The 25,737-nt window shown below is 65.1% G+C and carries 27 protein-coding genes; 23 read left to right on the forward strand and 4 right to left on the reverse strand.

Annotation, left to right across the window (positions count from 1 at the left end; translation table 11 throughout):
- Window positions 1-85 precede the first annotated feature (85 nt).
- The 10 genes from metG (at window position 86) to MIN45_RS08795 (ending at window position 10,579) form a co-directional block, all read left to right on the forward strand.
- Window positions 86-2,104 (forward strand): methionine--tRNA ligase, encoded by a 2,019-nt coding sequence (gene metG / locus MIN45_RS08750; RefSeq protein ID WP_286291605.1) that lies wholly within the window; start codon window positions 86-88, stop codon window positions 2,102-2,104.
- 4 nt (window positions 2,105-2,108) lie between these two features.
- On the forward strand, window positions 2,109-2,480 hold the full coding sequence (locus MIN45_RS08755; RefSeq protein ID WP_286291607.1) for an RnfABCDGE type electron transport complex subunit B: 372 nt from the start codon (window positions 2,109-2,111) through the stop codon (window positions 2,478-2,480).
- Entirely contained in the window at window positions 2,477-3,139 is a 663-nt protein-coding gene (gene nth / locus MIN45_RS08760; RefSeq protein WP_286291608.1) for an endonuclease III, read from the forward strand. Before MIN45_RS08755 ends, nth begins: the two co-directional genes overlap by 4 nt.
- A gap of 45 nt (window positions 3,140-3,184) precedes the next feature.
- Window positions 3,185-3,742: a thioredoxin family protein gene (locus MIN45_RS08765; RefSeq protein WP_286291609.1), complete on the forward strand. Its 558-nt coding sequence runs from the start codon at window positions 3,185-3,187 to the stop codon at window positions 3,740-3,742.
- Window positions 3,743-3,794: 52 nt separating this feature from the next.
- On the forward strand, window positions 3,795-4,976 hold the full coding sequence (locus MIN45_RS08770; protein WP_286291610.1) for a phosphoglycerate kinase: 1,182 nt from the start codon (window positions 3,795-3,797) through the stop codon (window positions 4,974-4,976).
- 48 nt (window positions 4,977-5,024) lie between these two features.
- Window positions 5,025-5,282, forward strand: coding sequence for a DNA-directed RNA polymerase subunit omega (gene rpoZ, locus MIN45_RS08775; RefSeq protein WP_286291611.1), 258 nt, complete (start codon window positions 5,025-5,027; stop codon window positions 5,280-5,282).
- 10 nt (window positions 5,283-5,292) lie between these two features.
- Window positions 5,293-7,446: a RelA/SpoT family protein gene (locus tag MIN45_RS08780; RefSeq protein ID WP_286291612.1), complete on the forward strand. Its 2,154-nt coding sequence runs from the start codon at window positions 5,293-5,295 to the stop codon at window positions 7,444-7,446.
- Between the two features lie 2 nt (window positions 7,447-7,448).
- Complete coding sequence (gene recG, locus MIN45_RS08785; RefSeq protein WP_286291613.1) at window positions 7,449-9,512, forward strand: ATP-dependent DNA helicase RecG; 2,064 nt, start codon at window positions 7,449-7,451, stop codon at window positions 9,510-9,512.
- Window positions 9,513-9,532: 20 nt separating this feature from the next.
- A complete protein-coding gene (locus tag MIN45_RS08790) occupies window positions 9,533-10,141 on the forward strand; it encodes a chorismate--pyruvate lyase family protein (RefSeq protein WP_286291614.1) in 609 nt (202 codons plus the stop codon).
- A 168-nt stretch (window positions 10,142-10,309) separates the two neighbouring features.
- Entirely contained in the window at window positions 10,310-10,579 is a 270-nt protein-coding gene (locus MIN45_RS08795) for a cytochrome-c peroxidase (protein ID WP_286291615.1), read from the forward strand.
- Window position 10,580: 1 nt separating this feature from the next.
- Here MIN45_RS08795 and MIN45_RS08800 read toward each other — a convergent pair whose 3' ends face one another.
- Window positions 10,581-11,036: a ferritin-like domain-containing protein gene (locus tag MIN45_RS08800; RefSeq protein ID WP_286291616.1), complete on the reverse strand. Its 456-nt coding sequence runs from the start codon at window positions 11,034-11,036 to the stop codon at window positions 10,581-10,583.
- Between the two features lie 258 nt (window positions 11,037-11,294).
- Here MIN45_RS08800 and ubiA point away from each other — a divergent pair, with 258 nt between their 5' ends.
- A complete protein-coding gene (gene ubiA / locus MIN45_RS08805; protein WP_422732656.1) occupies window positions 11,295-12,179 on the forward strand; it encodes a 4-hydroxybenzoate octaprenyltransferase in 885 nt (294 codons plus the stop codon).
- A 185-nt stretch (window positions 12,180-12,364) separates the two neighbouring features.
- Here the strand turns inward: ubiA and MIN45_RS08810 are convergent, their stop codons facing one another.
- On the reverse strand, window positions 12,365-13,057 hold the full coding sequence (locus MIN45_RS08810) for a ComF family protein (protein WP_286291618.1): 693 nt from the start codon (window positions 13,055-13,057) through the stop codon (window positions 12,365-12,367).
- Window positions 13,058-13,139: 82 nt separating this feature from the next.
- On the opposite strand from MIN45_RS08810, the gene bioB reads away from it, so the two are divergent.
- Genes bioB through bioC form a run of 4 tightly spaced genes read left to right on the forward strand, consistent with a single transcriptional unit; the run spans window position 13,140 to window position 16,744 of the window.
- Window positions 13,140-14,120: a biotin synthase BioB gene (gene bioB / locus MIN45_RS08815; RefSeq protein WP_286291620.1), complete on the forward strand. Its 981-nt coding sequence runs from the start codon at window positions 13,140-13,142 to the stop codon at window positions 14,118-14,120.
- Window positions 14,107-15,258: an 8-amino-7-oxononanoate synthase gene (gene bioF, locus MIN45_RS08820; protein WP_286291622.1), complete on the forward strand. Its 1,152-nt coding sequence runs from the start codon at window positions 14,107-14,109 to the stop codon at window positions 15,256-15,258. Before bioB ends, bioF begins: the two co-directional genes overlap by 14 nt.
- Window positions 15,255-15,980, forward strand: a complete 726-nt coding sequence (locus MIN45_RS08825; RefSeq protein ID WP_286291623.1) for an alpha/beta fold hydrolase — start codon at window positions 15,255-15,257, stop codon at window positions 15,978-15,980. The genes bioF and MIN45_RS08825 overlap by 4 nt, the downstream gene beginning before the upstream one ends.
- Entirely contained in the window at window positions 15,977-16,744 is a 768-nt protein-coding gene (bioC, locus tag MIN45_RS08830) for a malonyl-ACP O-methyltransferase BioC (protein WP_286291624.1), read from the forward strand. Before MIN45_RS08825 ends, bioC begins: the two co-directional genes overlap by 4 nt.
- Here the strand turns inward: bioC and MIN45_RS08835 are convergent.
- A complete protein-coding gene (locus tag MIN45_RS08835) occupies window positions 16,723-17,643 on the reverse strand; it encodes a cytochrome c oxidase assembly protein (protein ID WP_286291625.1) in 921 nt (306 codons plus the stop codon). The two genes, bioC and MIN45_RS08835, sit on opposite strands and share 22 nt — an antisense overlap.
- A 78-nt stretch (window positions 17,644-17,721) precedes the next feature.
- On the opposite strand from MIN45_RS08835, the gene MIN45_RS08840 reads away from it, so the two are divergent.
- The 5 genes from MIN45_RS08840 to MIN45_RS08860 are packed head-to-tail and all read left to right on the forward strand — an operon-like array spanning window position 17,722 to window position 22,075.
- Window positions 17,722-18,192: a DUF2244 domain-containing protein gene (locus tag MIN45_RS08840; RefSeq protein ID WP_286291626.1), complete on the forward strand. Its 471-nt coding sequence runs from the start codon at window positions 17,722-17,724 to the stop codon at window positions 18,190-18,192.
- Between the two features lie 51 nt (window positions 18,193-18,243).
- On the forward strand, window positions 18,244-19,374 hold the full coding sequence (coxB, locus tag MIN45_RS08845; protein WP_286291627.1) for a cytochrome c oxidase subunit II: 1,131 nt from the start codon (window positions 18,244-18,246) through the stop codon (window positions 19,372-19,374).
- Window positions 19,375-19,408: 34 nt separating this feature from the next.
- On the forward strand, window positions 19,409-21,016 hold the full coding sequence (gene ctaD / locus MIN45_RS08850; RefSeq protein ID WP_286291628.1) for a cytochrome c oxidase subunit I: 1,608 nt from the start codon (window positions 19,409-19,411) through the stop codon (window positions 21,014-21,016).
- On the forward strand, window positions 21,013-21,180 hold the full coding sequence (locus tag MIN45_RS08855; protein WP_286291630.1) for a hypothetical protein: 168 nt from the start codon (window positions 21,013-21,015) through the stop codon (window positions 21,178-21,180). The genes ctaD and MIN45_RS08855 overlap by 4 nt, the downstream gene beginning before the upstream one ends.
- Window positions 21,181-21,205: 25 nt before the next feature.
- Window positions 21,206-22,075 (forward strand): cytochrome c oxidase subunit 3, encoded by an 870-nt coding sequence (locus tag MIN45_RS08860; protein ID WP_286291632.1) that lies wholly within the window; start codon window positions 21,206-21,208, stop codon window positions 22,073-22,075.
- Between the two features lie 34 nt (window positions 22,076-22,109).
- Here the strand turns inward: MIN45_RS08860 and MIN45_RS08865 are convergent, their stop codons facing one another.
- Window positions 22,110-22,349, reverse strand: coding sequence for a twin transmembrane helix small protein (locus tag MIN45_RS08865; protein WP_286291634.1), 240 nt, complete (start codon window positions 22,347-22,349; stop codon window positions 22,110-22,112).
- 68 nt (window positions 22,350-22,417) lie between these two features.
- Between MIN45_RS08865 and MIN45_RS08870 the strand changes: the two genes are divergently transcribed.
- The 3 genes from MIN45_RS08870 to ftsY are packed head-to-tail and all read left to right on the forward strand — an operon-like array spanning window position 22,418 to window position 25,736.
- On the forward strand, window positions 22,418-23,107 hold the full coding sequence (locus tag MIN45_RS08870; protein WP_286291636.1) for an SURF1 family protein: 690 nt from the start codon (window positions 22,418-22,420) through the stop codon (window positions 23,105-23,107).
- Window positions 23,104-23,700, forward strand: a complete 597-nt coding sequence (locus MIN45_RS08875; RefSeq protein WP_286291638.1) for a hypothetical protein — start codon at window positions 23,104-23,106, stop codon at window positions 23,698-23,700. The genes MIN45_RS08870 and MIN45_RS08875 overlap by 4 nt, the downstream gene beginning before the upstream one ends.
- A 14-nt stretch (window positions 23,701-23,714) precedes the next feature.
- Window positions 23,715-25,736, forward strand: coding sequence for a signal recognition particle-docking protein FtsY (ftsY, locus tag MIN45_RS08880; RefSeq protein ID WP_286291639.1), 2,022 nt, complete (start codon window positions 23,715-23,717; stop codon window positions 25,734-25,736).
- Window position 25,737: the final 1 nt, after the last annotated feature.

Raw genomic sequence — 25,737 nt, forward strand, 5'->3', positions numbered from 1 at the left:
GGACGAAATACTTTACCACCAAACTGGGTTAAAATGATTTGCTTTCCTTGAAGATCACGAGCCCTATCTCACGGAGAGAAGTCTTATGCCAGGCCGCAACCTGCTCGTCACCAGCGCCCTGCCGTATGCCAACGGCCCCATCCATCTGGGCCATCTGGTGGAGTACATCCAGACCGACATCTGGGTCCGCTTCCAGAAGCTGCGGGGCAACGTCTGCTGGTACGTCTGTGCCGACGACGCCCACGGCACGCCGATCATGCTCAAGGCCCAGGAGGAGGGAATCACCCCGGAAGCGCTGGTCGAGCGCATCGGCCGCGAGCACCGCGCCGATTTCGCCGGCTTCGAGATCGGCTTCGACTGTTACCACAGCACCCATTCCCCGGAGAACCGCGAGCTGGCCACGGAGATCTACCGCCGCCTGAAGGCGAAGGGTTATATCGAAGCCCGTACCATCACCCAGTTCTACGATCCGGTCAGGCGGATGTTCCTGCCGGACCGGTTCATCAAGGGCGAGTGTCCTCGATGTGGCGCCAAGGACCAGTATGGGGACAATTGCGAGGTGTGCGGCGCCACCTATTCCCCCACCGAGCTGAAGAATCCGGTTTCCGCCGTTTCCGGGGCGACGCCGGTGGAGAAGGAGACCGAACATTTCTTCTTCAAGCTGTCGGCTTTCGCGTCCTTCCTCAAGGAATGGGTCCATCAGCCCGGCCACCTGCAGCCGGAAGTGGCCCACAAGGTGGACGAGTGGCTGCAGGGCGGCCTCAAGGACTGGGACATCACCCGTGACGCCCCGTACTTCGGCTTCGAGATTCCCGACGCCCCCGGCAAGTATTTCTACGTCTGGCTCGACGCCCCCATCGGCTACATGGCCAGTTTCAAACGCCTGTGTCGGGAAAAGGGCCTGGATTTCGACGCCTGGTGGGGACCGGACAGCGATGCCGAGCTGTACCACTTCATCGGCAAGGACATCATCTATTTCCACGCCTTGTTCTGGCCGGCGATGCTCCACGGGGCCGGTTTCCGCACCCCCACCGCCATCCACGCCCACGGCTTTCTCACCGTCAACGGCGAAAAGATGTCCAAGTCCCGCGGCACCTTCATCAAGGCCCGCACCTATCTGGACCATCTCGATCCCCAGTATCTGCGCTACTATTTCGCCGCCAAGCTGGGGCCGGGCGTGGACGACATCGACCTCAACTTCGAGGACTTCACCCAGCGGGTCAACGCCGACCTGGTGGGCAAGGTGGTCAACATCGCCTCGCGCTGCGCCGGTTTCATCAAAAAGCGTTTCGACAACCGCCTGGCCGGTCATCTGCCCGATCCCGACCTGTTCGTGCGCTTTCTCGAGGCCGGCGAGGAGATCGCCGCTCTGTACGAAAAGCGCGAGTTCGGCAAGGCCATGCGGGAAATCATGGCCCTGGCCGATGCCGCCAACCAGTTCATCGACGAACACAAACCTTGGGTCATCGCCAAAGAACCGGGCCGGGAGGGCGAACTGCAGGCAGTCTGCAGCGAAGGCATCAATCTGTTCCGCATCCTGGTCGCCTATCTCAAGCCGGTCCTGCCCAAGCTGGCGCGGGAGGCGGAGGCTTTTCTGGCCATCGAGCCTCAGGAATGGCCCGAGGTGGCGACTCAGCCGCTGCTCGATCACGTCATCAATGACTTCAAGCCGCTGCTGACCCGCGTCGATCCGGCCAAAATCGAGCAGATGATCGAAGCCTCCCGGGAAAGCCTGGCGCCGGCGCCCCAGCGGGCACCGGCGGTGGAGCCTGTCGCGCCGGAAATCGAGTTCGCCGATTTCGCTAAGATCGACCTGCGCATCGCCCGCATCGTCAAGGCCGAGCACGTGGAGGGGGCGGAGAAGCTGCTCAAGCTGACCCTGGATCTGGGCGGCGAGACCCGCACCGTATTCGCCGGCATCAAGGCCGCCTACGATCCCAAAACCCTTACAGGGCGGCTGACGGTGATGGTGGCCAACCTCAAGCCGCGCAAGATGCGCTTCGGGGTGTCCGAAGGCATGGTGTTGGCGGCCGGTCCCGGCGGCAAGGATCTGTACCTGCTGTCACCGGACGAAGGGGCCGAGCCGGGGATGCGGGTCAAGTGAAGCCATGACGGCAACCGGCGGCAGATTCGCCCGGGTGGCGAAGATCGACGAGACCTGTTGCATCGGCTGTGCCCGCTGCCTGGATGCCTGCCCGGTGGACGCTATCGTCGGCGCGCCCAACTGGATGCATACGGTGATCGCCGCCGAATGCATCGGCTGCGCATTGTGCCTGCCACCGTGTCCGGTGGAATGCATCGACATGCTGCCGGCGCCGGAGTCCCTCCGCCCGCGGACGGCCGAGGAACGCCGCGCCCGCAGCGAGCAGGCCAAGGCCCGCTACCGGGCGCGCCGGCGGCGTCTCGAGGAGGAAGCGGCCAGGCACCGGGCTAGGCTGGAAGCCAGGAAAGCGGCGCTGAAACGGAGACGGGCGGTTTGAATCAGAAAAAGCGCAGGCTGATTTTCGAACGTCTGGCCAAGGCCATTCCCAATCCCACCACCGAGCTCGAGTACCGCACGCCCTTCGAACTGCTGGTGGCGGTGGTGCTGTCGGCGCAGGCCACCGACAAGAGCGTCAACCGGGCCACCGCGGAATTGTTCAAGGTGGCCGACACGCCCGAGAAGATGCTGGCGCTGGGCGAGGAGGGGCTGAAGCGTTACATCCGTCACATCGGCCTTTACAACACCAAGGCGCGCAATCTCATCGCTCTGTGCCGGCAGCTGATCGAGAAACACGGCGGCCAGGTGCCGCGGACGCGCAAGGAGCTGGAAGCCCTGCCCGGCGTGGGACGCAAGACCGCCAACGTCATTCTCAACACCCTCTACGGCGAGCCGACCATCGCCGTCGATACCCACATTTTCCGGGTTGCCAACCGCACCGGCCTGGCGCCGGGCAGGACCGTGCGCGAGGTGGAGGAGAAGCTGAACCGCTACACCCCCGAGGAATTCAAGCAGGACGCCCACCATCTGTTGATCCTGCACGGTCGCTACGTGTGCACCGCCCGCAATCCCAAGTGCGACCGGTGCGTCATCCGCGACTTGTGCGAATACCCGGAAAAGCGCCTGGAAAGGACCGGCGACAGGGCGGCAACGGGCTGATTCTGATATGATTTTTCATCAAAAAGACTCAAGAGGAGGTGCGTCATGGCGCTGATGGAAACCCCGCTGTGCGAGTTCGGAAAACCCTGTCCCGACTTTGCCCTGCCCGGTGTCGATGGCCGTATCTGGACCCGGGATCAATGCAAAGGGCCCAACGGCCTGTTGGTGATGTTCATCTGCAACCACTGTCCCTACGTGAAGGCGATACTCGACATTTTGATCGAGGACTGCCGCGAGATCTCCCGTCACGGCATCGGTTGCGTGGCCATCAATCCCAACGACACCGAACGCTATCCGGAGGATTCCTTCGACAACATGAAGCGCATCGCCGCGGAGAAACAGTTCCCGTTTCCCTATCTGCTCGACGAAACCCAGGCGGTCGCCCGGGCCTTCGGCGCCATCTGCACCCCGGATTTCTTCGGCTACAACGCCGGGCTGCAGCTGCAGTACCGCGGCCGCCTGATCGAAGGCGGCAAGAATCCAGTGCCCGGCGCCCGCCACGAACTGCTGGAGGCCATGAAGCAGATCGCCGCCACCGGCCGGGGGCCCGAGGTGCAGTATCCCAGCATGGGCTGCTCCATCAAGTGGCGGGAAAACGCCTGATGGGGGAGCGCCCATTTCCCGTTCATCACTCGTTCATCCGACAGGAGGAAGCATGGCCATCAAGAAAATCACCGATTTGAAACTCAAGGGCAAACGGGTGCTGATCCGCGCCGACCTCAACGTGCCGATCAGCGACGGTAAAGTCACCTCCGACACCCGCATCCGCGCCAGTATTCCCACCATCCGTTACGCCCTGGAACAGGGCGCCGCCTGCGTGATGGTCATGTCCCATCTGGGCCGCCCCAAGGAAGGGGAATACGATCCCCAATATTCCCTGGCGCCGGTGGCGGAACGCATGTCCGAACTGATGGGGCTGCCGGTGCGGTTGGTCAGGGACTGGATCGACGGGGTGCAGTGTCAGGTGCCCGGTGAGCTGGTCCTGCTGGAGAACGTCCGCTTCCTGAAAGGGGAGAAGAAGAACGATCCGGAACTGGGCCGGAAGATGGCCGCCCTCTGCGACGTCTTCGTGATGGATGCTTTTGGCACCGCCCACCGGGCCCAGGCATCCACCCATGCGGTGGCTCAGTTCGCCCCCGAGGTATGCGCCGGCCTGCTGCTGGCCAAGGAACTGGAGGCCCTGTCGAAGGCGCTGGAAAATCCCGACCGTCCGTTGCTGGCCATCGTAGGCGGTTCCAAGGTATCCACCAAGCTGACGGTGCTGGAAACTTTGGCCCAGAAAGTGGATCAATTGATCGTGGGCGGCGGCATCGCCAATACCTTCATCGCCGCTGCCGGCCATCCGGTGGGCAAATCGCTTTACGAGGAAGATCTGATCCCGGAAGCCAAGCGCCTGATGGAACAAGCCCGGGCCCGCGGCGCCGAGATTCCCATCCCGGTGGACGTGGTGGTGGCCAAGGCGTTTTCCGAGGACGCCGAGGCGGTTACCAAGCCGGTGGAGGAAGTGGCCGAGGACGAGATGATCCTCGACATCGGTCCCAAAACCGCCGATCTCTACGCCGACAGGATCATGCAGGCAGGCACCATCGTCTGGAACGGGCCGGTGGGGGTGTTCGAGATCGAGCAGTTCAGCCACGGCACCCGCTGCATCGCCGAGGCCATCGCCAAAAGCCCGGCGTTCTCCATCGCCGGCGGCGGCGACACCCTGGCGGCGATCGAGCGGTTCGGCGTCGCCGACGGCATTTCCTACATGTCCACCGGCGGCGGCGCGTTTCTGGAATTCCTCGAAGGCAAGAAACTGCCGGCTGTGGAGATTCTGGAACAACGGGATTGCTAATTCGCAACAGATTTGTTATACGAATACAACAAGACTTGAGGGAAATCCATGGCCCGAATCACCGTAGAAGACTGCCTCGACAAGGTCGAAAACCGTTTCGAACTGGTGTTGCTCGCCACCAAGCGGGCCCGCCAGCTGCTCGCCGGCGCCGAACCCCTGGTCCCCTGGGGTGACGACAAGGCCACCGTGGTGGCCCTGCGGGAAATCGCCGCCGGCAAGCTCGACATCGACAAGCTGCGCGATCTGGACATGAACGGCGGTGTCGACCCGCTGCTGGGGTCAGCGCCGCAACCGCAAACGATCTAGGGAACTCGCCATGGCGGAACCGGCCCTGCAACTCCAACGCCCCCAGGATTTCCTGGCGGAGCGCTTGCTGGAGACGGCGGCCGGTTATCTGCCTGCGGAACAGCTTGAGCAAGTCCGTCAGGCGGTCGAGTTCGCCGACGAGGCCCATGCCGACCAGTTCCGCCTCAGCGGCGAACCCTACGTCTGCCATCCCATCGAAGTGGCGACGATTCTGGCCGAGCAGATGAAGATGGATACGGCCGGAATCGTCGCCGCGATCCTCCACGACGTCATCGAAGACACCCCGGTCACGAAGGCGCAGCTTGCCGAGTTGTTCGGCGACGAGGTGGCCGGGCTGGTGGACGGGGTCACCAAGCTGACCCAGCTCGACTCCAAATCCAAGCAGGAGCTCCAGGCGGAATCCCTGCGCAAGATGATCCTGGCCATGGCCCAGGATCTGCGCGTCATCCTGGTCAAGCTCGCCGACCGCCTGCACAACATGCGCACCCTGGGGCCGATGGCCCCCGCACGGCGGCGCCGCTTCGCCCGTGAAACCCTGGAGATCTACGCCCCGCTGGCCAACCGTCTGGGGATGAACCGCATTCGCCTCGAGCTGGAGGAGCTGGCCATGCAGGCCATGCACCCGATGCGCTACCGGGTGTTGAAGCTGGCGGTCAAGCGGGCCCGGGGCAACCGCAAGGAAGTGGTCGCCACCATCGAATCCAACCTGCGCCAGCGTCTGGAGGCAGCAGGCATCGAGGGGGAAGTTCGCGGACGGGAAAAACACATCTTCAGCATCTACAAGAAGATGCGCGAGAAGGGCCTGACCTTCAATCAGGTCTTCGACGTCTACGCGGTGCGCATCGTGACCGCCGACGTGGATGCCTGTTACCGGGCGTTGGGGGTGGTGCACAGGCTCTACAAACCCGTACCCGGACGGTTCAAGGATTACATCGCCCTGCCCAAGGACAACGGCTATCAATCGCTTCACACCGTGGTGGTCGGTCCTTACGGCGTGCCGGTGGAAGTGCAGATCCGCACCCGCGACATGCACCGGATCGCCGAAAACGGCATCGCCGCCCACTGGCTCTACAAAAAAGAGATCGCCGACACCGCCAAGGCCCGCGCCTATGCCTGGATCAAGGAGTTCCTGGAGCACCAGCAGGGCGAGGGCGGGTCGCTGGAGTTTCTCGACAATCTCAAAATCGATCTCTTTCCTTCGGAGGTTTACGTCTTCACTCCGGAAGGGGACATCGTCAAACTGCCCTATGGAGCGACCGCCCTGGATTTCGCCTACGCGGTCCACACCGAAGTGGGCAATCACTGCGTCGCCGCCCGTATCGATGGCCGGTTGATGCCGCTGCACACGCCCCTGGCCAACGGCCAGACGGTCGAGGCGGTGACCCAGGAACACGCCCGTCCCCATCCCTCCTGGCTCAGTTACGTGGTGACCGCCAAGGCCCGGAGTGCGGTCCGCGGCTACCTGCGCCAGCTCAAGCGCCGTGAGGCGGTGGGTCTGGGGCAGCGGATGCTGGAGGCGGAGTTGCACAAGCTGGGCCTGAGCCTGGAGGCGATCCCCTCCGAAGCGCTGACCACCAAGCTGCAGGCCATCGGCTGCCGTGATCTCGAACAGTTGTTCGAAGAGGTCGGCCTGGGCAACCGCATGGCGATGCTGGTGGCGCGCCAGCTGGCCGCCAGCGGTGACGGCGTCGATGTGGCGCTGGAGGAAAACGGCAGCGGGGCGCCATTGATCATCCAGGGCACCGAGGGCATGGTGGTCAGTCTGGCCAAGTGCTGCCGGCCGATCCCCGGCGATCCGATCATCGGTTTCTTCCGCCCCGGCAAGGGCCTGGTGGTGCACCGCAGCGGCTGCAAGAACGCTCTGGAATTCCAGAAGAAACAGGTGACCTGGGTGCCGGCGGAATGGGATCGCAACGTGGAAGGGGAGTTTCCCGTCGATTTGCGCATCGTCCTCCTCGACCGTCGCGGGGCGTTGGCCCGGGTGGCGGCGACCATCGCCGAGGCGGAGGCCAACATCGAGAACTTCCAGATCACCCAGCAGGACAGCCACACCAGCACCGATCTGGTCACTCTGACCGTCCGTGACCGTCGTCATCTGGCCCGGATCATCCGCCGTCTGCGCCATCTGCCGGTGGTTCTGAAGATACAGCGAGCCCGCAGCTGATCATGGCGGCAGCCGCCGCGATGTCCATTCCTCCGGTTTTGAGTCTCAAGGGCGTCGGCCCGACGCTGGCGGCACGGCTGCAGAAGCTCGGCGTTTTCGACCTGCGCGACCTGCTCCTGCACGCTCCCATTCGCTACGAGGACCGGCGTACCGTGGTTCCCATCGCCGCCGCCGCGGGCAAGTGCCTGATCGAAGGCGAGGTGGTGCTCACCGAAGTGACCGGACGGCGCAGGCCGATGCTGGTCAGCCGGATACGGGACGGCAGTGGCGCCATGGACCTGCGCTTTTTCCATTTCAGCGCCGCCCTGCGTAACCGGTTGCTTCCCGGTAGCCGCTGGCGCTGTTTCGGTGAGGTCAGGGTGTCTGGCTTCGGTCGCGAGATGATCCATCCCGAACTGGAGCCGGCCCAGCAGGCCAGCGGGGGGATCGTGCCGGTCTACGCCACCACCCCGGGACTCAGCCAGCGTACCCTGCGGCGCCTGCAGGGACAGGCGCTGGATCAGCTGGTCGCCGCCCCGCCGTGGTTGCCGGCGCTGCCGCCGGAATCCCTGCCGCCACCGCTGCGGATGGCGCTGGTGGAAGCGCTGGCCGCCCTGCACCGTCCCGGCGTCGAGGCCGACCCCGCCGCCCTGACCGCGGGGCATCATCCGGCCTGGCAGCGCTTGACCTTCGAGGAACTGTTGGCGCATCAGTTGGCTTTTCGGAACCAGGACCGTTTCCGGGCCGAGGGCAGGGCGCCGGCGCTGCCGCTGGTGGAGCAGGACCTGGAGCGGTTTCTGGCGCAGCTCCCTTTTCGGCTCACCGACGCCCAGCGGCGGGCGTTCGCCGAGATCCGCGGCGATCTGGCCGCCACCCGGCCGATGGGGCGGCTTTTGCAGGGGGATGTCGGTTCCGGCAAGACCGTGGTCGCCGCGCTGGCCGCCCTGTGCGCCGCCGCCAATGGCTGGCAGACCGCACTGATGGCACCGACGGAACTGCTGGCCGAGCAACACGCCCACACTTGGCGGACCTGGTTCGCGCCTCTGGGCGTGCGGCTGGCGCTGCTGACGGCCCGCACCGCCAGCCGCGAACGCCGCCGCCTGCTGGAAGCCGTCGCCGGGGGTGAGATCGATGTGGTCGTCGGCACCCACGCCCTGTTCCAGCGGGCGGTGGATTTCGCCCGCCTGGGACTGGTGATCGTCGATGAGCAGCACCGCTTCGGCGTCGATCAGCGCCTCGCCCTCAAGGCCAAGGCGGATGGGTGGATCCCCCATTATCTGGTGATGACCGCCACCCCCATCCCCCGCACCCTGGCGATGCTGCGCTACGGCGATCTGGAGGTGTCGGTGATCGACAAGCTGCCGCCGGGGCGGCAACCGGTGGAAACCCGGGTGATGAGCGAGGCCCGCCGCACCGAACTGATCGCCCGGCTGCAGGATTGGCTCGCCGGCGGCCGCCAGGCTTACTGGGTCTGTACCCTGATCGAGGAATCCGAGGTGTTGGCCGGGGAGGCGGCGGAAAAGACGGCGGAACGGCTCGCCGGGGAGCTTCCCGGCGTGCGCATCGGGCTGGTGCACGGGCGTATGAAAGGCGCCGACAAGGAAGCGGTGATGGCGGCCTTCAAGGCCGGCGACATCGACCTTCTGGTGGCGACTACCGTGATCGAGGTGGGCGTGGATGTGCCCAACGCCGGCCTGATGGTGATCGAGAACGCCGAACGCTTAGGGTTGGCCCAGCTGCACCAGCTGCGGGGCCGGGTGGGGCGGGGGCCGGGGCAGAGCTACTGCATCCTGCTTTACCGCCCCCCGCTGACGGAGGCGGCGCGCCAGCGCCTCGACTATCTGCGCCGCTGCCACGACGGTTTCACCCTGGCGGAAAAGGATCTGGAACTGCGCGGGCCGGGAGAGGTGCTCGGGACTCGCCAAAGCGGGGCCCTGCAGTTTAAAATGGCCGATCCGGTGCGCGACCGCCAATGGCTGCCCCAGGTGCGGCAGGCGGCCGAATGGCTCGAACGCCACGCCCCGGAACGCATCCCCCCGCTGCTGGCCTTCTGGATCGGCAGCGGCGACCGTTACGCCGACGTTTGACCCCACAGCGATCATTGCCTTTGAAGCCGCTCGCTCCCAGTCTGCTGCTCGCCAACGATCCGCACTGGTTCGTTCCCGGATTTTGGTCCGCCAGGCGTCCGCCTCTCCAGGTGCTGAGCTGGCTGGCGGAAACCGGTTCCCTCACCGCCCGCCTCCAGGCCCTGGCCGGCACAGTGGAGGTACAGGTATTGCGCCAGGGGCGGGGCCGGGCGCTGGCGAGCGAACGCTGCCGGCTCGCTTACCGGCCCCGGCTGCTATGGGTGCGGGAAGTGGTGCTGGCACACCGGGGGACGCCGCTGCTGGCGGCGCGGACGGTAGCCCCGCCGGCGACTCTGAAAGGGGCGGGGGCCGGCGTTGCCCGTCTGGGAACCCGGCCGCTGGGGGCGCTGCTGTTCACCGATCCGGGGGTGCGCCGGCGGGGCTGCGAATGGACCCGCCTCGTTTCCCGGAACTGGAAAGCGCCGTTGCCGCGCCCCGACTGGGGCCGGCGCATTCTCTACACCATCGACGGGCGCCCGCTGCTGGTCGCCGAATTCTTTTTGCCCTCCTTGTTCGAATTAGCTGAGGCGACAGCCTGCTCCATTTCCGCCGCAAGGGTAAATGTGCCAACTGCCACGAGATCGGCCTGAGCGATTCGCTGTTCACCGACAACCGCTTCTACAATCTCGGGGTGGACTTCGAGCGACTGAAGGCCAAATTCACCCGTTTCGTCGCTGCCTACAGGCAGATGAAGGCAGGCGTCGATCTATGATCCCCGCGAGTGCTCCGAACTGGGGCGTTTCCTGATAACGGGGCAGGTGGCTGACATTGGTAAGTTTCGCACCCCCACCCTGCGCAACGTCAGCCTGGCCGGTCCCTACATGCACGATGGTAGCCAGAAGACCCTGGAGGACGTGGTGGACTATTACGATCGGGGCGGTGAGAAGAATCCCTTCCTGGACCCGGCCATTTATCCATTGCACCTGAGCGAACAGGAGAAAGCCGATTTGGTGGCCTCCCTGAAATCCCTGAGCAATCCGGCTTGCCTGTTCAGTCCGGGCAGTTTTCCCCGTTCTGGTGAGAGATGATTTACCCGGATTCCCACCTGCGGCCAGGCCTGTTGCGACCGCCACGTCCAGGCAGTCCTCCCCGTTCCACACAACGCTGGAAAGCGGGCAGATGATTGTCCCGGGAGGCTCGTTGCAATTCCTGCAACACCGCCTGCACATCCGGAAATTGTCTGGCCTGATCCAGCAGCCGCTCGTACATTTCCATATTTTCGATTTCCGCCTCCACGCCCTGTTGGCAGGCTGCCAACAGTGACGCAGGGGGTTCTATCCGCGTGGGCCAGTCATCCGCAGGAATCGGAACATGGTATTTTTCGAACAACGGCAGCAGCGCCTGGATATGGCGTTCCTCGGCTTCCACGATATTGCTGAAGGGCCTGACATCGCCAAATTTCTCGATGACTTTACGGTACAGGGCGCGGGCCTTGTATTCATCCTGAATGGCCTCGTTGAGGATGGATGCGACTGTATCGTTCATGATTCTCTCCAGGCTGGTTCATTCGGAACCGGCACCCAAGGTCTTGGCTGCTGCAAGCCACGGTTTCGCCGGTTGCCAATAATGCCATTCGGATGAAGGGTATCCTGTCTTGACATTGGGGTCCACTTCAAGAAGGCAACCGCCAGCACATTGTCTTGATTCTGCCTCGGCGTTTGGCGGAATCGGGGCGAAATAGGCTGAGCGTTCGCTTAAAATGCAACAATCTGGCACCAGAGAAAAGCGTGGAAAACCGGGAAAATGAAATCAAGTGTTATCAATCGGTCGGTTGACTGGCGTGACCGCCTGCGGCAGTACGTCTATCTGATGCGGCTGCACCGCCCCATCGGCATCTTCCTGTTGCTGTGGCCGGCTTTGTGGGCCTTGTGGATCGCCGGGAACGGCCGTCCCGATCCTGTGATCGTGGCGGTCTTCATCCTGGGTGTGGTGCTGATGCGCTCGGCGGGCTGCGTCATCAACGATTACGCCGACCGCCGCTTCGACCCCCACGTACGCCGGACCTGCGACCGTCCCCTGGCGGCCGGCAGGGTCACTCCCGGGGAGGCGCTGATCCTGTTCGCGGTGTTGTGCGGGCTGGCGTTCGTGCTGGTGTTGTTCCTCAACCGGCTCACCATCGCCCTGGCCTTCGTCGCCGCCTTTCTGGCCGCTTCCTATCCCTTCATGAAACGCTACACCCATCTGCCCCAGGCCTATCTGGGGCTGGCCTTCGGCTGGGCGGTGCCGATGGCCTTCGCCGCCCAGACCGGTGCCGTGCCAGCCGTCGCCTGGTGGTTGTTGCTGGCGACGCTGCTCTGGGCTTTAGCCTACGATACCATGTATGCGATCGTCGACCGTGAGGACGATCTTCGTATCGGGGTCAAATCCACCGCCATCCTGTTCGGCCGCCACGACCGTCTCATCATCGGCCTGATCCAGCTGGCGATGCTGGCGGTGCTGGCCTGGGTCGGTCGCCTGGCGGGGCTGGGGGAGGGGTATTGGGCCGGTCTGCTGGCGGCGGCCGGCTTCATGGCCTACCAGCAGTGGCTCATCCGTGAGCGCGACCCTGGGCGCTGTTTCCAGGCGTTCCTCAACAACAATTGGCTGGGGGCGGTGGTGTTTCTGGGGATTCTGCTGGATTATCTGTGACGTGCGCTCAGGTGACGGTAGTGGTGCCAGCAGTAACCGACGCTGGCGGCGATGGTGGTCAGCAGACTGCCGGTGAGAACGAGTTCGACGCTGGACATGACTCATACCTCCGCTGTGTGATCGTTTCGGGGTAAGCATGGTTCAAGGCGCCCCCGGCGTCTGTGACCGGACTCACGCTTCGCCGCTCAGGCCCGCGCGATCACCCAAACCGAAACTTCGATCACACCGGCGCGTTTCAGGGTGAGGGCGATTTCGGCCACGGTGGCGCCGGTGGTCATGACGTCGTCGATCAGGGCGACGTGGCGGCCACGGACGGCCGGATCAGCTGCGAAGGCCCCGCGCAGATTGCGCCGCCGGTCGCGGGCGCTGAGGCCCTGCTGGGGCGGGGTGAGGCGGATCCGCCGGCACAGGCCGGGCTGCAGAGGGATTTCCAGGCGCTGGCCGACCACCCGGGCGATCTCCAAGCTCTGATTGAAACCGCGCTGGCGCAGGCGGCGGGGGTGCAGCGGCACCGGCACCAGGCGATCGGGGCGGGGGGCGCTGTCGAGCCGCCGCGCCAGGCATTCCCCGAACAGGCGCAGCGGCGGCCGCAGGCCACGGTATTTGGCGGCGGTCATCAGGTGGTCCACCGGCGGCTGGTAGTGCCACAGGGCGACGGTGCGTTCGAACGGAGGCGGCCGCCGCAGGCAGGCCCCGCAGGCCGGCGCGGCGGTGGGAAGGGGCCGGGCGCAGACGGGGCAGGGGTGTTCGATCCAAGGCAGCTCGGCTTCACAGGCAAGGCACAGATCCAGCGGCTTCCGTCCCGGCCCGCCGCAAAGAAGACAGCGGGGCGGCAGGAGATGGAACTGGATCGCTTTCAGCCAATGGTAAACTTTCATTCGTTCTTTCCAGTTGACAGCCGCGGAGGGTGCGCTAACATCGCCTTCCAAGTCTAATGCGTTCCCGGAGGATAGGATGGCGATGTCCGCAGCTGAACTGGCCCCGCAGGATGACCTGCGCCATGACTGGTCCCGGGAGGAAATCCTGGCGCTGTTCGACGAGCCTTTCAACGACCTGCTGTTCCAGGCCCAGACGGTGCATCGGCGTCACTTCGACCCCAACGAAGTCCAGGTCAGCACCCTGCTGTCGATCAAGACCGGTGGTTGCCCGGAGGACTGCGCTTACTGCCCCCAGAGCGGCCGTTACGAGACCGGGCTGGAACGCGAATCTCTGCTGCCGCTCGACGCCGTGGTCGAGGCCGCCCGGGCCGCCAAGGCCAAAGGGGCGACCCGCTTCTGCATGGGGGCGGCCTGGCGCGCCCCCAAGGACCGCGACATCGAGCAGGTGGCGGAAATGGTGGCGCAGGTCAAGTCCCTGGGGCTGGAGACCTGCATGACCCTGGGGATGTTGACCGCAGACCAGGCCCGCAGGTTGCGCCAGGCAGGCCTCGACTACTACAACCACAACCTCGACACCTCGCCGGAATACTATCCGCAGATCATCAGCACCCGCACCTACGAAGACCGTCTGCGTACCCTCGAACACGTGCGCGAGGCGGGGATGGCGGTGTGCTGCGGCGGCATCGTCGGCATGGGGGAGGACCGCGAGGACCGCGCCGGCCTGCTGCAACAGCTGGCCAATCTGCCGAAACATCCCGAGAGCGTGCCCATCAATTTGCTGGTCCAGGTGGAGGGAACCCCGCTGCACGGCCGGGAAGCCCTCGATCCCATCGAATTCGTGCGCACCGTCGCCGTGGCCCGCATCCTCATGCCTGCATCGCGGGTGCGGCTGTCGGCCGGACGCGGCGACATGAGCGACGAGATGCAGGCGCTGTGCTTCCTCGCCGGGGCCAATTCGGTGTTCTACGGCGAGAAGCTGCTGACCACCGACAATCCCGAGGCCGACGCCGACCGCCGCCTGTTCGAACGTCTGGGGTTGAAATTCTCCGGTGCGTGTCACTGAGCTGAGCGCCGCCCTGGCGGCGCGCCGTGCCGCCGGACTTTACCGTCACCGCCATGTGCTCGACAGCCCCCAGGGGGCGGAGGTGGTGGTGGACGGCCGCCGGGTGGTCAACTTCTGCAGCAACGATTATCTGGGTCTGGCCAACCATCCCAAGGTGGTCGCCGCCTGGCGGCGGGGGGCGGAAGTCTATGGTGTCGGCAGCGGCGCTTCCCATCTAGTCTGTGGTCACCTGCGTCCCCATCACGCCCTGGAGGAGGAGTTGGCGGCCTTCACCGGCCGTGACCGCGCTCTGCTGTTTTCCACCGGCTATCAGGCCAACCTCGGCGTCATCGGTGCGTTGGTGGCGCGCGGCGGGCGGGTGTTCGAGGACCGTCTCAATCACGCCTCGCTGCTGGACGGTGCCCGTCTCGCCGGAGCACGGCTGCGCCGCTATCCTCACGGGGATCTTAAGGTGCTGGAACGCTGGCTGGCGCGGGGGGAGGAAGCGCTGATCGCCACCGACGCGGTTTTCAGCATGGACGGCGATCTGGCGCCCTTGCCACAGCTGGCGGAACTGGCCCGCCGCCACGATGCCTGGTTCCACGTGGACGACGCCCACGGCTTCGGGGTTCTGGGGAAGACGGGGGCCGGAACCCTGTCCCATTTCGGCCTGGGGCAGAAACAGGTGCCCATTCTGATGGCGACCCTGGGAAAGGCCCTGGGGGTGTTCGGCGCTTTCGTCGCCGGCAGCGGCGATCTGATCGAATGGCTGCTCCAGAGCGCCCGCACCTACATTTACACCACCGCCCTGCCGCCGGCCCTGGCGGAGGCGGCGCGGGCGGCCCTGCGGCTGGTGCGGGACGAGGATTGGCGCCGTCGGCATCTGCAAGCCCTGATCGCCCGTTTCCGCCGCGGCGCAGAGCAGCTCGGTCTGCCGCTGCTGACGTCGCCGACTCCGATCCAGCCGCTCGTCGTCGGCGACAACGAGCGGGCGCTGCGCTGGAGCCGGTGGCTGCTGGAACGGGGATACTGGGTGGCGCCAATCCGCCCGCCCACGGTGCCGGCCGGGAGCGCACGGCTGCGGATTACCCTCAGCGCCGCCCACAGCGAGGAACAGGTGGACGGTCTGCTGGCGGCCCTGGCTGAACTGGCGGCGTGATCCGGCTGGCGGTCAGGCGGGTGGGCTGCGGCCCGCCGCTGGTGTTGCTTCCCGGCTGGGCCATGCACAGTGGCGTCTGGGGCGCGCTGGTCGAGGATTTGGCCCCTCATTTCCAGCTGCTGCTGGTGGATCTTCCGCCGATTTATCGCGCCGACGCTGCGCCGGCATTGATCGCCGCCTTGGCGGAACAGGTCCCGGCGGCGGGCTGGCTGGGGTGGTCCCTGGGGGGGCAGCTGGCGCTCCAGGTGGCGCGCCGCCATCCCGAGCGGGTCACCGGCCTGGTGCTGGTGGCCAGCAATCCCCGCTTTCTGGCCGCGCCCGACTGGCCGGGCATGGCGGCGGTTGCACTCTCCGACCTGGAGCGGCGGGTCCGGGAGGACCCGGTGCGCGCCCTGCGCCGCTTCCTGGCCCTGGTGGCGAAGGGCGGCCCTGCGGCCCGCTCCCTGACGCAATTGTGGCGGCAGCGGCCGCCACCGCCTCTGGAAACGCTGCTGGCCGGCCTGTCCTGGCTGCGGGAATGGGATTTGCGCGCCGCGCTACCGCAGCTTTCCTGTCCCACCCTGTGGCTCGGGAGTGGGGATGACGCCCTGGTGCCGGCGGCGGCGATGCGGGCGGCGGCTCGCCTCAGCGGCGGCCGCTGGCTGGAAGTGAACGGCGGCCATGCGCCTTTTCTCGCCGACCCTGCGCCGATGGCCGCAGCGATTCGGGACGTCTTGACATGAGTTGGGACAAGCGCCTGGTGCGCCGCGCCTTTTCCGCCGCCGCCCCGGGCTACGATCGCCACGCGGTGCTGCAGCGGCAGATCGGCCAGCGCCTGCTGGCTGCCTGTGTCGAAGAGCTGCCACCGGGTTGGTGGGTGGACATCGGAACCGGCACCGGCTGGTGTGCGCAGCGGTTGGCGGCATGGCGACCACCGGCTCTGCTGTTGGTGGATCTGGCCGAAGGGATGCTCCACCAGGCGCGGGCCCGGCTGGGACCGGCCGGGTGTTATCTGACCGCCGATGCCGAACGCCTGCCGCTGGCGACGGGTAGTGCCGCCCTGGTGGTCAGCAATCTGGCCTTGCAGTGGTGTCTCGATCCAGCCCGGGCTCTGGCGGAGATGGCTCGGATTCTGAAGCCCGGCGGCCGCCTGCTGCTGTCCACTTTCACGGCCGGCACTCTGGAGACGCTGCGCCGGGCCTGGGCGGCGGTGGACGACTACAGCCACGTCAACACCTTTCCGGATCCGGCGGATCTGGAAGCGGCGGTCGCCGCCGCCGGCTTCCGCCGCTGGCGGCAGCGCACTGAAACCCTGTCGCTGGTCTATCCGGACCTCAAGGCCCTGCTGCGTTCCCTGAAGGAGATCGGGGCCCACAACGTCACGAGCGGCCGTCCCCGTCATCTGCTGGGAAAAGGGGTCTGGCAGCGCCTGGAGGCGGCCTATCCCCGCCGTCAGGGGCAGGTGGTCGCCACCTATGTGGCGACTTACGTGACCGCGCTCAGGTGAGGGCCGGCGGACCGTTTCCTTTCCGCCCGGATCCAGATCAGGAACACCACCCCGGTGCCGATCACTCCCATCATCGCGCCGGGCCCCCAGATGAGGATGCCGCCGATCTGCTGGTCCATCAGCCGATCGATCCCCCAGCGGCCGGCGAGGACGTCATAGACCTGGTAGAGCGGCTGCCTGCTCAGGGTGATGCCGGCCCCCAGGAGGGTGTTGGGAATTGTCACCGCCCACAGGACGATCAGACGCAGCCCGTAGGGGAGCCGGGCCTGGGTGCCGCGGGGGTCGGCGATCAACCACCAGAAGAAAAAACCGGTGACGATCATGCTCAAGTGCATCAGATCGTGAAGCAGGGGGTCCTGCACCGCCTGGTCGTGCAGAGCGGGGATCTGCCACACCACCAAAGTGGCGACGAACAGGATCGGTGCGGCCAAAGGATGGCTGAAAAAGCCGTAGAGCCTGCGGGCCAGGCGGCTTCTGACCAGGGGCGTCAGCAGGGAATGGCGGGCCCGACGGGGAAGCCCCTGGATCAGCGGCGCCAGGGGCATGGCCAGGATCATGAGCAGGGGGGCGAAGACCCGCAGCAGCAGGTGTTCGATCTGGTGGACGAACAGGAAATGGTCCGAGAGCGGTTCGATGGGGGATTGCAACGCGATGAAGAAACACAGAATTCCCAGATAGAAAGCGGTGATCCGCCCGGCCGGCACCGGGCGGTGCTGGCGGTAGCGCCGCCAGCAGCCCCGGGCGTAGACCGCCCCCGTCAGCAGCAGCGGCGCCAGGATTTCCGGGGTGAAGACCCAAGCCCGCCAGCTATCGCCTTCCAGGCCGCCGTGGCTCCAGGCCGGCAGCGGCGACAGCAGTAGGACCAGCCAGGGGATCGGAGGTTTTTTTGCGTATGTCAAAGGGATGCGCATAATGCTCTTGAGTGTCAGCGGCTTATCGGCTACATTAAACCAGATTTAGCACATGCTTATTACCAAATGATCGAACGGCACCGCGGCACCGGCGATGATGCTTTTCGTCTGGTTCTGCGCCCCAATGCATCCCTGACGCCGTCCCAGGCCCGCCTGCTGATCGGCATGGTGGGTTTGATGATGGGGGCGATCGGTCTGGGGTTCGCCGCCGTGGGGGCATGGCTGGTGCTGCCGTTCTCCGGAGGCGAGCTGCTGTTGCTCGGCTACGCCCTGAGCTATAGTATGCGGCAGAGCGCGGTACGGGAAACCATCAGCGTCTCTCGGGAGACGATCCGAATCGAACACATGGGGCCAGACCGGAAAGACCGGCGGGAGTTCCTGCGGGCTTGGTTCCAGGTCGAATGGCAGCCGGGGCCGACACCGCGGTTGCGGATCGGATCTCACGGGAAGTGGGTGGAAGTCGGCGCTTTTCTGGCGGAAGAAGAAAAAATGCGTCTGGCGGGGATGCTGCGGCAGCTCCGCACCCAGGCGTTTTAGAGATCGTCAAAGATCGGTTTTCGTGGTTGCAAAACTTGAGGGGAGTGTTCCGTGAATTTGAATAAACTCGAGCGCTTGTTCGTCGCAGCGATCCTGGCTTTGGTGGGGGAGGTCGCCTGGGCCGATTATCAACTCAACATTCCGGTCGGTCCGACCGAAACCAGTCGCGTCATCTACGACTTCCACATGTATGCCATCTGGGTCTGCGTGGGCATCGCGGTGGTGGTCTTCGGGGTGATGTTCTATTCCATCATCAACCATCGCAAGTCCAGGCACCCGGTGCCGGCCAAGTTCCATGAGAACATGACGCTGGAAGTGGTCTGGACCGTGATTCCGGTGCTGATCCTCATCGGCCTGGCGGTGCCTTCCACCAAGGCGCTGATCGAAATTGAGGATACCAGCGGCGCCGAGATGGACATCAAGATCACCGGTTACCAGTGGAAGTGGCACTACGAATATCCCCAGGAAGGCATCGCCTTCTTCAGCAGCCTGGACGAGGCCAGCAACCGGGCCCGTCAGCTCGATTCCGGCATCGATCCCAGGACTGTTCCCAACTATCTGCTCAACGTCGATCATCCGCTGGTGGTGCCGGTCAACACCAAGATCCGCTTTCTCATCACCGGCGCCGATGTGATCCATGCCTGGTGGGTGCCGGCCTTCGGCTGGAAGAAGGACGCCATTCCTGGTTTCGTCACCACCGCTTGGGTGGAGGTCGAAAAACCCGGGGTCTACCGCGGCCAGTGTGCCGAGTTGTGCGGACGCGACCACGGCTACATGCCCATCGTGGTCAAGGCGGTGACCAAGGAGGAATACCGGGACTGGGTGGCTGAGCAGAAGCAAAAACTGGCCGGCAGCCAGGCCGCAGCCCAGGAATGGAATCTGCAGGTGGCGATGGAACGCGGGCGCGAGGCCTACAATGCCCATTGCGCCAGCTGCCATCAGGCCGACGGCAGCGGCGTCCCGGGCACCTTCCCGGCGCTGGCAGGCAGCCCCGTGGCCACCGGCGACGTGGATGCGATGATCGAGATCGTCCTTGAGGGCAAGGGCGCGATGCCGGCCTTCGGCAGGGACGAGAACATCCGTAACGAGGATCTAGCCGCCGTCATCACCTACGTCCGCAATGCCTTCGGCAACGACATCGGAGATGTGGTGACGCCGGAAGACATCGCCGACGCGCGCTGACAGATTTGGCTATTCAACGAAGAGGTAGACGCAAATGGCAACGGTAGCAGATACCCATACCGCAGAGCATGAACACGGCCCGGCAAAGGGCATCATGCGCTGGATTACCACCACCAACCATAAGGACATCGGTACCTTGTACCTGACCTTCGCCATGGCCATGTTCCTGGTGGGCGGGGCGATGGCGCTCATCATCCGCGCCGAGCTGTATCAGCCTGGCCTGCAGCTGGTGGACCCGCATTTCTTCAACCAGATGACCACCCTGCACGCCCTGATCATGGTGTTCGGGGCGGTGATGCCGGCTTTCGCCGGATTCGCCAACTGGATGATTCCGCCGATGATCGGGGCGCCGGACATGGCCCTGCCGCGGATGAACAACTGGAGTTTCTGGGTGCTACCGTTCGCCGCCGCCATGCTGAGCGCCACGCTGTTCATGGACGGCGGGGCGGTGGCCTCGGGATGGACCCTCTATCCGCCGCTGGTGCTGCAGTTCGGCAACGCCCTGCCGTTCACCATCTTCAGCGTCCACCTGCTGGGCCTGTCGTCGATCATGGCGGCGATCAACATCATCGTCACCATTTTCAACCTGCGCGCGCCGGGCATGACGATGATGAAGATGCCGATGTTCTGCTGGGCCTGGCTCATCACCGCCTTCCTGCTGATCCTGGTGATGCCGGTGCTCGCAGGCGCGGTCACCATGCTGCTGACCGACAAGTTCTTCGACACCAGCTTCTTCGACGCCGCCGGCGGCGGTGACCCGGTGCTGTTCCAGCATCTGTTCTGGTTCTTCGGCCATCCCGAGGTGTACATCATCATCCTGCCGGCCTTCGGCATCATCTCCCAGGTCGTCCCGACCTTCTCCCGCAAGCCGCTGTTCGGCAAGAATTCGATGGTGTTCGCCACCGCGGTGATCGGCTTCCTGTCCTTCATCGTCTGGGCTCACCATCAGTTCACCGTCGGCATGCCGGTGCCGGCGGAGCTGTACTTCATGTACGCCACCATGCTGATCGCCGTGCCCACCGGGGTGAAGGTGTTCAACTGGCTCGCCACCATGTGGAAGGGCTCTTTGACCTTCGAGACGCCGATGTTGCACGCCCTCGGTTTCATCGTGCTGTTCGTGTTCGGCGGCTTTACCGGCATCATGATGTCCCAGGCGCCGGTGGATCTTTACTATCACGACAACTACTTCATCGTCGCCCATTTCCATTACACCCTCGTGGGCGGCGGGGTGTTCGGTATCTTCGCCGGCCTGTTCTACTGGCTGCCCAAGTGGACCGGCACCATGTACGACGAGAAGCTGGGCAAGCTGCACTTCTGGCTCTCGTTCCTCGGCTTCAACCTGCTGTTCATGCCCCAGCACTTCCTGGGACTGGCAGGGATGCCGCGGCGGATCCCCGACTACGCGGTGCAGTTCACCGAGTTCAACCAGATGTCCACCGTCGGGGCCTTCATCTTCGGATTCACCCAGCTGTTGCTGATCTACATCGTCTACAAGTGCGTCAAGGGTGAGGGCGAAAAGGTCGGCGACGAGGTCTGGGAGGGGGCCAAGTCCCACGGACTGGAATGGAACCTGCCTTCGCCGATGCCGTACCATCATTCCTTCGAGGGTATCGACATCCACAAGGCGGTCGCCGACGAATGATGGATCCGGCCCCGCCTTCGGGCGGGGCCGACCTTCATGGAACGCGCATGGATATCCGCAAGAAAAATCTCATTCTGGCCGCTTTGCTGGGATTGGTGGCCTTGGTTTTCTATCTGCTCGCGCTGTACAACGTATTCGGTCTGCCGGCGGGCGGAACAAAATAAGACAGTAACGACATAGGGGAGAGTTATGGCATCTGCAAGCGGTTATTATCTGCCACACCAGGCCCGATGGCCGATCATCGGCTCCATCGGTCTGACCCTGTTCCTGGGTGGCTTCGGGGCGACGCTGATCGGCTCCGGCGCCGGGCCCGTCTTCATGGTGTTGGGGCTTTTGACCGTCGTCGGCATGATGGCGGGCTGGTTCGGTGAGGTCATCAACGAGGGACTCAACGGCCTTTACGATGCCCAGGTGGAGCGTTCCTTCCGCTGGGGCATGATCTGGTTCATCGCCTCGGAGGTGATGTTCTTCGCCGCCTTCTTCGGCAGCCTGTTCTACGTGCGCATGTACGCCGTTCCCTGGCTGGGCGGGGAAGGCACCACCGGCGTGGGTGCTTTCACCCATCTGCTGTGGCCGGATTACGCGCCGGAGTGGCCCACCAACGGGCCGGCCAGGATCGGCGGCGAGTTCGAACCCATGGAACCGTGGGGAATTCCGGCGCTCAACACCCTGATCCTGCTTTCCAGCGGCGCCACGGTCACCTGGGCGCACTGGGGCTTGCTCAAGAACGACCGGAGCCAGTTCGTCAAGGGGCTGATCGCCACCATCGCCCTGGGTTTCACCTTCGTCGGCTTCCAGGCGTACGAGTACTATCACGCCTACACCGAAATGGGCCTGACCCTGGGAGCCGGGATCTATGGTTCCACCTTCTTCATGCTCACCGGCTTCCACGGTTTCCACGTGACCATCGGCGCGATCTTCCTGACCGTGGTGCTGCTCCGCGCCCTGCGGGGCCATTTCGACGCCGAACACCACTTCGCCTTCGAAGCGGCGGCGTGGTACTGGCACTTCGTGGACGTGGTCTGGCTGGGCTTGTTCATCTTCGTGTACTGGCTCTGAGCGGTCCCGCCCGGCCAGCCAAGGGGCGCTGCTTTCAGGGCAGCGCCTTTTTTGTTGCCTGGGGCAGGGGGCGGATGCCGTGGGGCTTGATCCAGCCTTTGAAACCGGCGAACAGCAGGAAGAAGAACAGGACCAGCGACAGGGAGATGCGGGTGGTCAGCGCCTTGGCGGTGCGCGGTGAGCGGCTCGGATCGTTGAGGAGGTAATAGAGGGCGGAGCCGAGGCTGATGACGATGCCGACGAACGCGGCGAGGATGATCAGTCTAATGAGCATGATGAAACACCGCTGCAAAATCGGTCATGGTAAAGCGCCGTAAAATCCTTTTCAAACCCAGTCTCCTGATGACGCTTTTGACGCTGGTCGCCGTGGTTGCGTTCCTGAACCTAGGGAACTGGCAGCTGCGGCGGGCGGCGGAGAAACAGGCGCTGCTGGATCTGCAGACCCGGCGCTGGCAGCAGCCGCCGCTGGCTTTGGACGGAGAGGAAACCCTGGCACAGCTGGGGCGCTACCGCCACGTCCAGGTGACAGGCGTCTGGGACGGCAGGCGCCAGTTTCTGCTCGACGGGCGCATATACCAGGGACGGGCCGGTTACGAAGTCCTGACGCCGCTGGTGCTCGCCAGCGGCCGGATCGTGCTGGTCAACCGCGGTTGGGTGCCGGCCGCCGCCGACCGCCGTACGCTGCCGGACGTCTCCCTGGATGACCATGCGGTGACGGTGCCGGGACGGGTCGATGCCTTTCCCCGGGCCGGCATGGACCTGCCGGGGATGCGCCGTCTGTCACCGGGCTGGCCCAGCGTGGTCCAGGTGCTGGAACCGGAAGCGGCCGCGGCGCGGCTCGGCCGGCCGGTGGCCGATTTCCAGCTCAAGCTGGATCCCGAGGCGGAGGAGGGCTACGTGCGGGCCTGGAAGCTGACGCACCTTCGCCCGGAGCGCAGCCGGGGATATGCCTTACAATGGTTCAGTTTTGCCGCCATCGCCGTGGGGCTTTGGTTGTGGCACGGATGGAAACGGGCGAGGAGACGGACTTGAGACGACAACGCAAACGCCACGGTCTGTGGATATTCTGGCTGATCGTCCTGATCGGCGCGGCGCCGTGGCTGGGGGCCTGGTATCTGGTCAAGCATCCGGGGCTGTGGGGGAAGCCGGGAAATCACGGTCAGTTGCTTCAGCCGCCCCAGCCGCTCTCTTACGAGCTGTTCCAGTCGGTTCCCGGCGCCAAAAAGGATCTGAAGCAAATCCGGGGGCGCTGGGTCATGATTCACGTGATCGTCCCTGGCGACGAACCTGCCTGTCGCCAAGTGTTGGACAACACCCGGCGGCTGCATCCGCTGTTCAGCAAGGACATCCCCAGGGTGCGGCGGCTGGCGATCTGGCCCGAGGATCGGCCGCCTGTGGCGGAATTGCGGCCGCATCTGTTCGAAGACCGCGATCTGTATCTGGCGCGCGTGCCGGCGGATTTCGCGGCCCGGCTGACCGGCTGGATCGGCGGGCCGCTGCGCTGCGGCCAACTGTTTCTGATGGATCCGCTGGGAAATTTGATGATGTGGTATGATGCCGGGTTCGACCCCTACGGGCTCTACCGGGATTTGAAACGCCTGCTCAAAGCCTCGCGAATCGGCTGAAACGCGCTGCGATCATGTACAGAAAATTCGTTCTTTTGACCCTGTTCTTTCTCGTCGTCACCTTCGCCCTCGGCGTTTACGTGCGTGCCACCGGCGCCGGCACCGCCTGCCCCGACGCGCCGGCGTGCTTCGGTCAGTGGTGGCCCCCGGAAGACCTGCCGCCCGAGACATTGCAGCGCTATCCCGGTATCTTCTACGATGCCGCCGCCGCACGCCTGCACATGCTCCACCGTCTGGCGGCGGGCGCGGCAGGGGTGCTGCTGTTGGGGCTCCTGGTGACCGCAGTGCGCCACCCCCGCCGCCGCACCGCCCTGATCGGCAGCTGGAGTCTGGCCTTGTTGTACGGGCTGCAGGCGGGACTGGGCGCGGCCCTGGTGGCCAGCCGCATGATGCCGGCGCTGGTCGCCTTCCACTGGTTGACCGGTACGGTGATGATCCTGGTGGCCTTCGGCTGGTATCTGCGCCTCGCTCCGGTATCCTGGGAACGCTATACCCACACCCACGGATTGCGGCGTCTGGCCCTGACCGCCCTGGGCGTCGCCCTGCTCCAAGGCTGGCTCGGGGCCTTGGTGGGGGCCAATTACGCCGATCTGGTCTGCCCGGATTTCCCCACCTGTCAGGGGCGCTGGTGGCCCGAAAGCCTCGACTGGCACGCCCTGGCCTTCTGGGAACAGTGGCGCTACGGGCTGAGTGGATGGAGCCTGCCCGATGCCGACGGCCGCATCACCCTGCACTGGCTTCACCGCCTCGGGGCGCTGGTGGGGTTCGTGGTGCTGTTCCTGCTGGGGCTGTCGATCAGTTCCAATCCCAAGGCGCCCCACCTGAGCAAAGTCGGGGTGCTGCTCAATTTCCTGCTGCTGGTGGTGATCGCCTTCGGCATGTCGGTGGTCATCAAGGGCGCGCCGGCCTATCTGGTGGTGGGCCATTCGCTGGCGGCGCTGGCGATTCTGGTCACGGGCTACGGGGTGGCCTTCTTCCTCCGCTACGGTCCGCCGCTGCCCCGGGCGCGAGCGGCCGAAGCCATCGGAGAAGCACCGCCTCCCGAGGTTCCGGTCCCGCCGCCGGTGGAGGTGCCGCCCGCGCCGGAAACCCTGTTCGAGCGGCTCAAAAGCGGCCTGGGCAAGACCCGCAAAGGGCTGACCGGTTTCCTCGCTTCCCTGCCCCTGGCCGGACGCGAGCTGGATGAGGAGCTGCTGGAGGAGATCGAAACCCACCTGCTCATGGCCGACGTCGGCGTGGAAGCCACCGAGGCGATCATCGACCGCCTCAAGGCCTGCCTGTCGCGTCAGCAGCTCAAGGATCAGGAAACGGTGATGCAGGCCCTCCACGACGTGCTGCTGGAGATCCTCGAACCCTGCAGCCGGCCCCTCAGGATCGATCCCGCCCACAAACCCTTCGTGATCCTGGTGGTCGGGGTCAACGGCGTCGGCAAGACCACCACCATCGGCAAGCTGGCCAAGCGCCTACAGCGCCAGGGGCACAGCGTCATGCTCGCCGCCGGCGACACCTTCCGCGCTGCCGCCGTCGAACAGCTCAAGGTCTGGGGGGAACGCAACCAGGTGCCGGTCGTCGCCCAGCACACCGGCGCCGATTCCGCCTCGGTCATCTACGATGCCCTCCAGGCCGCCAAGGCGCGTGGCATCGACGTGCTCATCGCCGACACCGCCGGCCGTCTCCACACCAAGTCCAATTTGATGGAGGAGCTGGCCAAGATCAAACGCATCATGGCCAAGCTCGATCCCACCGCCCCCCACGAGGTGCTGCTGGTGCTGGATGCCACCACGGGGCAGAACGCCATCTCCCAGGCCGAGCAGTTCAACCAAGCGGTGGGGGTGACCGGCATCGCCCTGACCAAGCTCGACGGCACCGCCAAAGGTGGGGTGATCTTCGCTCTGGCCAAGCGCTTCGGTATCCCGATCCGCTTCATCGGCATCGGAGAGGGCATCGACGACCTACAGGATTTCGACGCCAGGGCGTTCGTCGACGCCTTGTTCGCCGAACAGCCCCGGGAGGCGCCGGCTCCGGTCCTGCACTGAG

This window comes from Methylomarinovum tepidoasis, from assembly GCF_030294985.1.
GTDB classification, from domain to species: Bacteria; Pseudomonadota; Gammaproteobacteria; order Methylococcales; family Methylothermaceae; genus Methylohalobius; species Methylohalobius tepidoasis.